Origin of the sequence: Micromonospora violae, from assembly GCF_004217135.1 — a bacterium.
GTDB lineage: Bacteria > Actinomycetota > Actinomycetes > Mycobacteriales > Micromonosporaceae > Micromonospora > Micromonospora violae.
This window is the reverse complement of sequence record NZ_SHKK01000001.1, coordinates 3888198-3899579: the sequence shown is the minus strand read 5'-3', so window position 1 is coordinate 3899579 and position 11382 is coordinate 3888198. Positions and strand designations below refer to the sequence as shown.

Sequence of the window (11382 nt, the reverse complement as noted above, 5' to 3'; positions counted from 1 at the left end):
ATCCGGCAGCCTTCCCGCAGGCTCTCGGACCTGAAGGGGCCGCCCACCAGGGCGGAAGGGACTAGACGGGAGACCGGTCAGCCGGCGGCGCGGTCACCCCGAGCAGGTCCTCGGCTGTCCCGGGTCGACCGGTGAGCGCGTTCAGTGCGGCGACCAGCCGCTTCTCCTCGTAGCGGAAGTGCGACGCCAGCAGGGCGGCCAAGCCGGCCAACTCGGCGCGCACCTGGGCGACGGGCACGGGGGCGTCGCCGCCCAGCAGTGCCTCGATCCGTTCCAGGATCCCCGCCACCACCTCGTGATCGGTGATCAGATTCTCGATGACGGGGCGTAGCTCGGGGGCTTCCTCGGCGAGCAGTCGGAACGCGCCCGCGTCCTCGCCGGTGTGGTGTCGGCCGAGCGCGGCGCAGAAGGTCAGGCAGTGCGCCCGCAGGTCCCGGGAGGGGCGGGCGTCGAGGTCGGTCTGTAGCCGGGCCAGTTCCGCGCTGAGCCAGAGGTGAATCTCGATCATCTGATTGCCGACGGCGGCGAGCCGGCCGGCCGGTGAACCGGTTGGGTGCACGTTCGTCCCATGCTGTCCCCGCGCCTCCATGCCCACGGCGGCCTTCGTGCCGGGTGCACCGCGACGCTGCGCAGGAGTCTAGCCCGGCGGAACCGCCGCGGTCACGGCGTGGTCGGCTCGTCGGTCTCCGGGACGTCGTGCCAGCGCGCACGCCAGGCTGCCTCGTGGGCCTCGTGGGTGGTCCGCTCCTGGAAGACGGCCGCCCGCAGGGCGTGCCGGGATTGCGACAACACCAGCACCTCCACAGCCACCAGGCCGACACAGATCACGGTTGCGAGGGTGAGCGCGCCCAACGCCGGCAGGTGCTGACCGATCGGGAGGGCCACCGTGAGCGCCACGATGACGCCGATGCGGGTCCACGTCACGGTGTGCAGCGTGCGCAGCTGGAACAGCAGGTTGACGGCGAAGTAGCAGATCAGCCCGCCGAAGAGCATCGGCACGGCCGGTCCCTCGACCTGCTCGGCGATCCCACCGGCCGGGTCAGTGATCTTGTGCAGGATCTCCTCGTTGCCGATCGAGAAGAGGATCACCCCGGCGATCATCAGCAGGTAGAGGTACGCGTACGCGTCGCGGGCCATCGCCACCCGGGGGCCACCCTCCGCCGCGTGCAGGGCGATCCGGGCAGCCGGGGCGATGAAGTCGAAGTGCGCCCACCAGAGGGCGGCGGTGACCACGATGCCGAGCGCAGCGGCCGCCACCGCCGGCCAGGTGACCGGCTTGCCGAGCAGGTTGCCGCCCACCCCGGTCGAGATGATCGATTCGCCCAGCGCGATGATCAGGATGAGGTCGTAGCGCTCCGTCCAGTGCTCGGCGCTGGTCACCCCCCAGCCCCAGGTCCCGACGATGAAGCCGGTGGCGTACTGGACCACCACCACGGTGATCCACAGCCCGTCGCGGACCATGGCGGCCTGGTCGGGGTTGGTGATCTGCGCTGGGATCAGCGCGGCGGCCAGCAGCAGCACGATGCTGACCGCCAGCTCCGGGGCGAACCGACGCAGCTGCCGCCGCTCCTGCGGGCTGTCCCGCACCACATGCTGATAAAGGATCATGTGTACGGCCCGGACCACGACGTAGCTGATGGCCACCAGCATCGGGCCGGCGGCGCTCCCCTTCGGATCGCTGAACGCCTGCGGCAGCGCCAGCGCGAACGCGAACAGGGCGACCATCGCGATCACCATGAGCACCGGGACGTAACCCTCGCCGAGCCGGACCCGGGTGGCGACCAGGCTGTGCACCACCCAGATCCACCAGAGCACGGCGAGCACCAGGGCGGCGTGCAGCAGCTGCCGACCGGTGATGTTCGCGGCGGTGGCCCGGGTGATGATGAAGAACGAGAAGACGAAGACCAGGTCGAAGAAGACCTCGAACTTGTCCACCCGGGCGCCGGGAGCGATCGGGACAGCCGGTCCCAGCCGTCCACTCCGCCGGTAGCCGCCCACGCCCCAACTCTGGCAGCGTCCGGGCTGGTCGGAGGCCCGAACGGCGATGGCGACGGCGCGCGGCGTTACCTCTGGCCCGGGTCGGGGAAACACCCCGCACCACGGCCGCACGCAGCGGGCCGGCCGGTCCGCCCCAACCGGACAAGGATGGATAATGACGACGAGCAACCCGATCAGCACTCCGTTCGCCCATCACTCCACGGCGATGGACGTGATCAAGGGCGTGGACCTTGTCGGGCGACGGGCGGTCGTCACCGGCGGATCCTCCGGGATCGGTGTGGAGACCGCCCGGGCCCTGGCCAGCGCCGGCGCGGCGGTCACCCTCGCGGTCCGCAACCCCGACGCCGGGCAGCAGGCCGCCAACGACATCACCGGCACCACCGGAAACGACCGCGTCCTCGTCGCCCCACTCGACCTCGCCGACCAGGGCTCGGTCGCCGACTTCGTGGCCAACTGGGACGGCCCGCTGCACATCCTGGTCAACAACGCCGGGATCATGGCCGCGCCCCTGTCCCGGACCCCGCAGGGCTGGGAGATGCAGTTCGCCACCAACCACCTGGGGCACTTCGCGCTCGCCAACGGACTCCGCCCGGCCCTCGCGGCCGGGGACGGGGCCCGGATCGTCTCGGTCAGCTCCGCCGCCCACCTGCGCTCACCGGTGGTCTTCGACGACATCCAGTACGACCAACGGGAGTACGACCCGTGGCAGGCGTACGGGCAGTCGAAGACGGCCAACGTGCTCTTCGCCGTGGAGGCGACCCGGCGCTGGGCCGACGACGGCATCCTCAGCAACTCGCTGATGCCCGGCGCGATCCAGACCAACCTCCAGCGCTACGTCAGCGAGGAGGAGCTGAACCGGGTGCGGGCGGGCAACGCGGCGGCCTGGAAGACCGTCGAGCAGGGTGCCGCCACCTCGGTGCTGGTCGCCGCGTCGCCCCTGCTCGACGGCGTGGGCGGGCGCTACTTCGAGGACTGTCAGCAGGCTGCCCCCGCCCAGCCGGGTGGGCGGACCGGAGTGGCCGACTACGCGCTGGACCCGGAGGCCGCCGAGCGGCTCTGGCAGGTCTCGACAGCACTGCTCAAGGGCTGAGCAGCACAACGCAAAGGACGCCCCGGTCGACGACCGGGGCGCCCTTTCGGCGTTCAGGTGGATCAGGCCAGGCCCAGCTCCGACTCGAAGTTGCCGCCCTCCAGCCGCTCCTTGACAGCGGTCAGGAAGCGGGCCGCGTCGGCACCGTCGATCAGGCGGTGGTCGTACGACATGGCCAGGTAGACCATCGACCGGACCGCGATGACCTCGCCCAGGTCCGGGTCGTTGACCACGACCGGACGCTTCACCACGGCGCCCGTGCCGAGCATCGCCGACTGCGGCGACGGCACGATCGGCGTGTCGAAGAGCGCGCCCCGGCTGCCCGTGTTGGTCAGCGTGAAGGTCGCGCCGGCCATCTCGTCCGGGGTGATCTTGTTGTTCCGGGTGCGCTCGGCCAGGTCGGCGATCCGCTTGGCGATGCCGCCCATGTTGAGGTCACCGGCGTTGTGGATGACCGGCACGAGCAGCCCGCGCTCGGTGTCCACGGCGATGCCGAGGTGCTCGGCGGCCGGGTAGGTGATCGTGCCACCCTCCAGGTCCATGCTGGCCTGGATGATCGGGTGGGTCTGGAGCGCCTCGATGGCGGCGAGGGCGAAGAACGGCAGGAAGGACAGCTTCACGCCGTGCTTGGCCAGGAACGAGTCCTTGGCCTGGGCCCGCAGCTTGGCGACCTTGGTGACGTCGACCTCGACGACAGTGGTCAGCTGCGCCGTCTCGTGCAGCGACTGCTGCATGCGCTTGGCGATCGTCGCCCGGATCCGCGGCAGCTTCTCCGTGGTGCCCCGCTTGGCGCTGGGCTGCGGCTTGGCGGCCGCCTGCGGCTTGGCGGCCGACGGTGCGGCGGCCGGCTGTGCCGCCGGAGCCGGCGCGGCCTTGGCGGCCTTGGCCTTCTCGGCCGCGTCGAGGACGTCCTGCTTGCGGATCCGACCACCCACCCCGGTGCCGTTCAGCGCGGCCAGGTCCACGCCGTGCTCACTGGCGAGCTTGCGCACCAGCGGAGTCACGTACCCGGCGGCCTCCTCGCCGGCACCCGGCGCCGGCGCGGACGGGCGCGGCGGCGTCGAGGTGGCAGCGGCCGGCTGCGCGGCCTGCTCGGTCCTGGCCGGCTGCGCCGAGCTCTCGGTCTCCGCGGCGGGCTCGTTGTACGACATGCCGGGGGTCGGCTCCTCGACCTTCGGCTCCGGCTCGGCCTTCGGCGCCGGCTTGGCCTCCGCCTTCGGCTCGGGCTTCGGCTCCGGCTTGGCCTGGGCGGGGGCTCCGCCGGCGGCACCGATGATCGCCAGGTCGGCGCCGACCGCAGCGGTCTCGTCCTCGGCGACCTTGATCTCCAGCACCGTGCCGGCGACCGGCGACGGGATCTCGGTGTCCACCTTGTCGGTGGAGACCTCCAGCAGCGGCTCGTCGACCTCGATGGTCTCGCCGACCTGCTTGAGCCAGCGGGTGACAGTACCCTCGGTGACGCTCTCGCCCAGGGCCGGCATCTTCACCGGGGTGCCCTCGCCCGACGAGGCGGCGGCCGGAGCCGGCGCCTCGGACGGGGCCTCGTCCTGGGCCACCTGGTCCGCGGTGCCCTCGGCGGCGGCCGTCGGCTCGGCGGCCGGCTCGACAGCCTCGGCCGGAGCCTGCTCCTGCCCGGCGGCCTCGCCACCACCGGTCGACTCGCCCTCACCGGCGATGACGGCCAGCTCGCTGCCGACCTCGGCGGTCTCGTCCTCGCCGACCACGATCCGGCTCAGCACGCCCGCAGCGGGCGACGGGATCTCGGTGTCGACCTTGTCGGTCGAGACCTCGAGCAGGGGCTCGTCAACCTCGACCGTGTCGCCCTCCTGCTTGAGCCAGCGAGTGACGGTGCCCTCGGTGACGCTCTCGCCGAGCCGAGGCATGGTGACCGATACCGGCATTTTCTCCAGACTCCTTCATTCCCTGGTGGGATCTTCGCCCGTCGCCGGACGCCGCGGTTTGATTGTCAGGCGTGCGCGTGCAGCGGCTTGCCGGCGAGGGCCAGGTGCGCCTCGCCCAGGGCCTCGTTCTGGGTCGGGTGGGCGTGCACGAGCTGGGCGACCTCGGCGGGGTACGCCTCCCAGTTGTAGATGAGCTGCGCCTCACCGATCAGCTCACCGACCCGGGCGCCGACCATGTGGACGCCGACCACCGGGCCGTCGTTGACCCGGACCAGCTTCACGAAGCCGGTGGTCTTCAGGATCTGGCTCTTGCCGTTGCCGCCGAGCGGGTAGTTGTACGACTGGATCTTGTCGGCGCCGTACTGCTCCTTGGCCTTCGCCTCGGTCAGGCCGACCGACGCCAGCTCCGGGTCACAGTAGGTGACGCGCGGGATGCCGACCTCGTCGATCACGGCCGGGGTCTGCCCGGCGATCTCCTCGGCCACGAAGATGCCCTGCTGGAAGCCCCGGTGGGCGAGCTGGAGGCCGGGCACGATGTCGCCGACCGCGTAGACGTTCGGCACGCTGGTGCGCAGCCGCTCGTCGGTCAGCACGTAGCCGCGGTCCATCTTGACGCCCTGCTGCTCGTACCCGAGGTCGGCGGTGTTCGGGCCGCGACCGACGGCGACCAGCAGCAGCTCGGCCTCGACGGTCTCGCCGCCCTGGATGGTGAGCTTGACGCCGCTCTCGGTCTTCTCGACCTTCTCGAACGGCTTGCCGACCTTGAAGTTGATCTTCCGCTTGCGGAAGGCCCGCTCCAGCGCCTTCGACGACTCCTCGTCCTCGGCGGCGACCAGCCGGGGCAGTGCCTCGACGATCGTCACGTCCACACCGAAGGACTTCCACACACTGGCGAACTCGACGCCGATCACGCCGCCACCGAGCACGATCACCGACGACGGCACCCGGTCCATGACGAGCGCGTGGTCGCTGGTGATGATCCGCTCGCCGTCGACCTCGAGGCCGGGCAGGCTCTTCGCGTACGAGCCGGAGGCCAGGACGATGTTGCGGCCGGTGTAGCGCTTGCCGTCAACCTCGACCACGTTCTTGCCGACCAGCTTGCCGTGGCCCTCGACGATGGTGATCGACTTGTTGCCCTTCAGCATGCCCTGCAGGCCCTTGTACAGGCGGGCGATCACGCCGTCCTTGTACGAGTTGACCCCGGCCATGTCGATGCCGATCAGCTCGGCCTTCACGCCGAACTGCTCCGACTCGCGGGCCTGGTCGGCGATCTCCGCCGCGTGCAGCAGGGCCTTCGTCGGGATGCAACCGTTGTGCAGGCAGGTCCCGCCGAGCTTGCCCTTCTCCACCAGCGCGACCTTCAGGCCCAGCTGGACGGCGCGCAGCGCGGTCGCGTAGCCGCCGCTGCCACCTCCGAGAATGACAATGTCGAAGGTCGCTTCGTTCGGCTCGCTCACGTCCAACTCCCAGGTCGCGTCGCTGCATCGGGGGGTCACGGGGATGTAACACAGACACACCCCACCTCGGTCATCTTGTCACCACTGGGCACAGGGTGCGTACTGAGGTGCCCAACGACACGTCATCGACACGTACCCTTGGCACCGTTGTCGATGACGGACCGTGGGGGAGAGATCCGGTGGGGTTGTTCCGGCGCCGCAAACAGGCGGCTGTGCCGAGCCATGACCGTCCCGCCGATCGTGGCGATCTGGACCATCTGGAGAACTTCGTCCGGAGTCGGCGTGGCGTCGAGGCGTACATCGAGCCCCGCACCACCGTGACGGAGACCACGGTCATCCTGATCGCCGACGACGGAGAGTGGACCCGCCGGCGCATCGACGGCCCGGACGGGGCCCGACGCTTCGCGCACCGGATGGGCATCCCGGTGTACGACGTGCGGCTGATGGGCTACCCGCAGCGGATGCGCGACTTCAACGAGCGCCGCAAACGTCGCCCCGAGCGGTACTGACACACGCGAAGGGGCCCCCGGTCTCGACCGGAGGCCCCTTCGCCGTCAGTTCCGTCAGCCGTTGGTGGCGACATCCTCGACGAGCTGCACCAGCGTGCGGACCGGGACACCGGTGCCGCCCTTGGTCCAGTAGCCGGTCGGCTCACCCGAGTGGTAACCCGGCCCGGCGATGTCGATGTGCGCCCAGGCCACGTCGTCGGTCACGAACTCGCGCAGGAACACGCCGCCCTGCAGCATGTGACCGGCCCGGTCCATCCCGGCGTTGACCTGCGAGATGTCCGCCACATCCGACTCCATGCCCTTACGGACGTCGTCCGGCAGCGGCATCGGCCAGGCCGGCTCGCCGACCGCGTCGCCGATGACCTTCACCCGGTCGCACAGCTCCGGGGTGCCCATCACGCCGGCCACCCGCTTGCCCAGCGCGACGACCTGGCCGCCGGTCAGGGTGGAGGTCTCGAACAGGTAGTCGGTGCCGTCCGCACAGGCACGGGCGATGGCGTCGCCCAGGATCATCCGGCCCTCGGCGTCGGTGTTGAGCACCTCGACCCGCTTGCCGTTGAACATGGTGATCACGTCACCCGGCCGGTAGCTGGTGCCCGACGGCATGTTCTCCGCCATCGGCAGGTACGCGCTGACCGCCACCGCCGGCTTCAGCGCGGCGATCGCCAGCATGGCCGCGCCCACCGCCGCGGCGCCCGCCATGTCGGACTTCATCTCCCACATGCCCTGCGCCGGCTTGATCGAGATACCGCCGGTGTCGAAGGTGATGCCCTTGCCGACCAGCGCGACCCGCTTGCCGTTGCCGCCGTCCTGCGGGGTGTAGGTCAGCTTCACCAGCCGCGGCGGGGCCTCCGAGCCCTGCCCGACCGCGACGATGCCGCCGTACCCGCCAGCGGCCAGCGCCGCCTCGTCCAGCACCTCGACGCCGAGGCCCGCCTCGCGCGCCGCGCTGGCGACCGCGTCGGCGAACGACGGCGGACGCAGCTCGTTCGGCGCGGTGTTCACCCAGTCCCGGCTGCGTCGGACCGCACCCGCCACCGCCTGCGCCCGGACGACCTCGGCCTGTGCGCCCGCGTCGTTGGCGTCCGGCACCGCGATGAGCACCTCGGCCACCGGCTCCCGCCGGGTCGGCTGGGGCCGGGTCTTGTAACCGGCGAACCGGTACCCACCCAGCAGCGCGCCCTCGGCGACCGCGCGCAACTCCGCCGACGCGTCCGCGTCATCCGGCAACGGCAGTGCCAGCGCGACCTTGGGCGCGCCCGCCAGGGCCCGGATCGCCGCACCGGCGGCCCGGCGCAGCGTCTCCGGGGCCGGAGCGGCACCCGACGGCTCCGGGCCGAGCCCGACCGCGGTGACCAGCGGGGCGGTGACGGTGCCCAGGGTGGCCAGCTTGATGACCTCACCCGGTCCGCCGGTCGCACCGAGCAGCGCGAGGGTTTCGGTCAGCTTGCCGTCGAACGCGGCCGCGATGCTCTCCGCGCCGCTGGCCAGCAGCAGGGTGCCGGCGAGGCCGCTGGTGGCGCCCTGCTCTCCGGTCTGGCTGTGCACGCCGATCACGATCGCGTCGACGGCGAGCTCGGCCGGGTCGGTGTCGACCAGGCTCAGGTTGGTGATGCGGGGTGAAGTCACTGAAGCTACTCCGGGCGGGCCGGGCCGGTCGCGGCGTCGCGTACCAGCGGTGAAGGTCTCCGGCGGAACCTACCCGCCGGACGTCATGGCTGTCCCGCCGACGGCGCCAACGGGCTCCCGCCGATGCTAACCAGCGACGTTACCCCCGGTAAGTTGCCACCCATGACCGACGTGACCTCCGACGCTGCCGCCACCCGGCTGCGTCGTTCCCCGCTGCACGAGCGGCACATCGCCGCCGGAGCCAAGTTCGCCCCCTTCGGGGGCTGGGAGATGCCGCTGGAGTACGCCGGCGGCGGAGTGCTCAAGGAGCACACCGCGGTGCGTACGGCGGTCGGGGTCTTCGACGTGTCGCACCTGGGCAAGGCCCGGGTGAGTGGCCCCGGCGCGGCCGACTTCGTCAACTCCTGCCTCAGCAACGACCTGGGCCGGATCGGCCCGGGCCGGGCGCAGTACACGCTCTGCTGCGACGACGCCACCGGCGGCGTGGTGGACGACATCATCGCCTACCTCTACGCCGACGACCACGTCTTCCTCATCCCGAACGCGGCGAACACCGCCGAGGTGGTGCGCCGGTTGCGCGCCGCCGCGCCCGCGCAGGTGACCGTCACCGACGAGCACGAGGCGTACGCGGTGCTGGCCGTGCAGGGGCCCCGCTCGGCCGAGCTGCTGGCCGCCCTGGACCTGCCCACCGAGCACGACTACATGAGCTTCTCCGCCGCGAACCTGGCCGGGGTGGAGCTGACCGTCTGCCGTACCGGCTACACGGGCGAGTTGGGCTACGAGCTGGTGGTGCCGGCGGAGCACGCGGTGGCCGTCTGGGACGCGCTCTTCACCGTCGGCGCGACGTTCGGCCTGCGGGCCTGCGGGTTGGCCGCCCGGGACACGCTGCGTACCGAGATGGGCTACCCGCTGCACGGGCAGGACCTGTCGCTGGACATCACCCCGGTGCAGGCCCGCTCCGGCTGGGCGGTCGGTTGGGACAAGCCGGCCTTCTGGGGCCGCGACGCGTTGCTGGCCGAGAAGGCCGCCGGCCCTCGCCGTACGCTGCGCGGCCTGGTGGCGGTCGACCGGGCCATCCCACGGCCCGGCATGACCCTGCACGTGGGCGACGTCCAGGTCGGCACGGTGACCAGCGGCACCTTCAGCCCGACGCGCAAGCAGGGCATCGCCCTGGCCCTGCTGAACACCGACGCCAACCTCGCCGACGGCGCCGAAGTCGAGATCGACATCCGAGGCCGCCGAGCCCCCCTAACCCTAACCAAACCCCCCTTCGTAACCCCCTCAGTGAAGTAACCCCCAACCCACCCCCCAGCCCCCCCACCCCCCGGCCCCCCGGAGTTGATCATGAGGTTGACCGGACTCTGGGAGATCAAACCGCCCGCTAACCCCATGATCAACCGGGGCTGGAGTGGGTGGGGACGGGGAGGGTGGGGTGGGGTGGGGGTTAGGGGGTTTTGGGGGTGGGGGGTTCGCCTGAGTCCAGGACTGCTTGGGTCCAGCCGCCCTCGATGACGCCTGTCGCGTCCAGGACGGCCCAGTCGACCACGTCGGACGTCTCCACCACCACGGGGGAGCCGATCCGGACGCTCTCGTCGGTGTTGGCGTCGCTGGCGCTCACGCCGACGATGCGTTCCGGGGCCTCCCATGAGGTGACGCCCGCCCAGACGTACTCCGGGCCGTCGTCTCCGGGTAGCCCGTATTTCACCACCAGCTGCGACTCGGTGGGGAGTTGACCGGCGACGAAGCGAGCCCGCGCATCACCCAGCGCGGCCCGGGCGGTGGCGACGGCACGGCTCATCGCGTCACTGGAGCGGGCGTAGCGCACGTCCGGCTGGATCCCGGAGAACAGGGTCGCGCAGGCGGCGGCGTAGTAGCGCCCGTCCGGGCCGGGGTGACCGGCTGGCGGGCGCAGGCTGAGGAACGAGTCGGCGTCCGGGTCGGTCGCCGGGTCCAGTTCGAGGCGCAGCAGCACCGGGGCGGTGGCGCCGTGCTGCTCCGGATTGCCGTACGCCACCGCGATGTCGTGCCCGGTGACGGTGGCCAGCACCGGCAGTTGCACGAACGCCGGCACCTCCTCGCCGGTGAGCCCGTCGGTCCAGTCGCGCAGCAGCCGGCGGGCCGCCCCGGTCATCACCGCACCCCAGGCGCGGGTGAGGTGGTCGGGCACCCCCTGGGTCTGCAACTCCAGCAGGCCGAAGCGGCGTAGCCCCTTGGTGGTGAACCACAGGCCCTCGGTGTCCGAGGAGTACGGCACCAGCACCCAGTCGACGAGTCGGATGCGGCCCTGCTCGTCGGGGAGGGAGCGCAGCGCGGTCGCCGGGTCGAGGAACTGCAGACCGAAGACGTCCACGACGTCGCTGTCGACGGATTCGGCCACGGCGGCGGCGACCGCCCGGGCGGCCCACTCGTGTGCGGGTGGCCAGCCGGGCCGGTACTCGGCCTGTACGACCACCAGATGTGTCGCCGCCGCCAGCCGGGCCAGCTGCTCCTGGGTGGCGCCGAACGCGGTGAGCAGGTCCGGTGGCAGTTCGGGGAACTCGGCGATCGGGCGGGTGTCGACGCTCATCAGCGGGCTGTCGAGCATCTGCCGGGCCAGCCCGTGCACCGGCTCGGCCAGTCGACCGGTCAGGGCCGCCACCGCGGTCTTCGCACTGACCTTCGGTAGCCCTGCCATCGGCACCAGGTAGGTCGCGCTGAGCGACTCCGGCACCGGTACGGGCAGGAAGTCGTCAGTGATGAGCATGGTGGGATCCCCCGGTGGCCGTGCCGGTGTTGTCGAGCCGAACGCTACCCGGCCC

9 protein-coding genes are annotated in these 11382 nt (G+C 71.5%); 3 read left to right on the top strand and 6 right to left on the bottom strand.

Annotated features, from left to right (window positions below; genetic code table 11):
• Window positions 1–61 precede the first annotated feature (61 nt).
• Window positions 62–559 carry a hemerythrin domain-containing protein gene (locus EV382_RS17115; RefSeq protein ID WP_244236729.1) on the bottom strand — a complete coding sequence of 166 codons (498 nt, stop codon included), beginning with the start codon at window positions 557–559 and terminating at the stop codon, window positions 62–64.
• A gap of 101 nt (window positions 560–660) precedes the next feature.
• Window positions 661–1998 carry a low temperature requirement protein A gene (locus EV382_RS17110; RefSeq protein ID WP_130403150.1) on the bottom strand — a complete coding sequence of 446 codons (1338 nt, stop codon included), beginning with the start codon at window positions 1996–1998 and terminating at the stop codon, window positions 661–663.
• Window positions 1999–2152: 154 nt separating this feature from the next.
• Here EV382_RS17110 and EV382_RS17105 point away from each other — a divergent pair, with 154 nt between their 5' ends.
• The gene (locus EV382_RS17105; RefSeq protein ID WP_130403148.1) at window positions 2153–3088 is read left to right on the top strand and encodes an SDR family NAD(P)-dependent oxidoreductase; all 936 of its coding nucleotides are present in this window, start codon (window positions 2153–2155) and stop codon (window positions 3086–3088) included.
• A gap of 62 nt (window positions 3089–3150) precedes the next feature.
• Here EV382_RS17105 and sucB read toward each other — a convergent pair whose 3' ends face one another.
• Window positions 3151–4989 (bottom strand): 2-oxoglutarate dehydrogenase, E2 component, dihydrolipoamide succinyltransferase, encoded by a 1839-nt coding sequence (sucB, locus tag EV382_RS17100; RefSeq protein WP_130403146.1) that lies wholly within the window; start codon window positions 4987–4989, stop codon window positions 3151–3153.
• Window positions 4990–5054: 65 nt separating this feature from the next.
• Complete coding sequence (lpdA, locus tag EV382_RS17095) at window positions 5055–6485, bottom strand: dihydrolipoyl dehydrogenase (RefSeq protein ID WP_208758433.1); 1431 nt, start codon at window positions 6483–6485, stop codon at window positions 5055–5057.
• A gap of 140 nt (window positions 6486–6625) precedes the next feature.
• Here lpdA and EV382_RS17090 point away from each other — a divergent pair, with 140 nt between their 5' ends.
• A complete protein-coding gene (locus EV382_RS17090) occupies window positions 6626–6955 on the top strand; it encodes a hypothetical protein (protein ID WP_130403141.1) in 330 nt (109 codons plus the stop codon).
• 54 nt (window positions 6956–7009) lie between these two features.
• On the opposite strand, the gene EV382_RS17085 is transcribed toward EV382_RS17090, so the two are convergent.
• Window positions 7010–8584 carry a leucyl aminopeptidase gene (locus EV382_RS17085; RefSeq protein WP_130403139.1) on the bottom strand — a complete coding sequence of 525 codons (1575 nt, stop codon included), beginning with the start codon at window positions 8582–8584 and terminating at the stop codon, window positions 7010–7012.
• A gap of 162 nt (window positions 8585–8746) precedes the next feature.
• Between EV382_RS17085 and gcvT the strand changes: the two genes are divergently transcribed.
• The gene (gcvT, locus tag EV382_RS17080) at window positions 8747–9877 is read left to right on the top strand and encodes a glycine cleavage system aminomethyltransferase GcvT (protein WP_130403137.1); all 1131 of its coding nucleotides are present in this window, start codon (window positions 8747–8749) and stop codon (window positions 9875–9877) included.
• A gap of 151 nt (window positions 9878–10028) precedes the next feature.
• Here the strand turns inward: gcvT and EV382_RS17075 are convergent, their stop codons facing one another.
• On the bottom strand, window positions 10029–11327 hold the full coding sequence (locus EV382_RS17075; RefSeq protein WP_130403135.1) for a DUF2314 domain-containing protein: 1299 nt from the start codon (window positions 11325–11327) through the stop codon (window positions 10029–10031).
• Window positions 11328–11382: the final 55 nt, after the last annotated feature.

Bases quoted from the DNA above. Each gene is read 5' to 3' on its own strand.
- EV382_RS17105 (WP_130403148.1), top strand. From the start codon at position 2,153: ATGACGACGAGCAACCCGATCAGCACTCCGTTCGCCCATCACTCCACG.
- EV382_RS17075 (WP_130403135.1), bottom strand. From the start codon at position 11,327: ATGCTCATCACTGACGACTTCCTGCCCGTACCGGTGCCGGAGTCGCTC.
- sucB (WP_130403146.1), bottom strand. From the start codon at position 4,989: ATGCCGGTATCGGTCACCATGCCTCGGCTCGGCGAGAGCGTCACCGAG.
- gcvT (WP_130403137.1), top strand. From the start codon at position 8,747: ATGACCGACGTGACCTCCGACGCTGCCGCCACCCGGCTGCGTCGTTCC.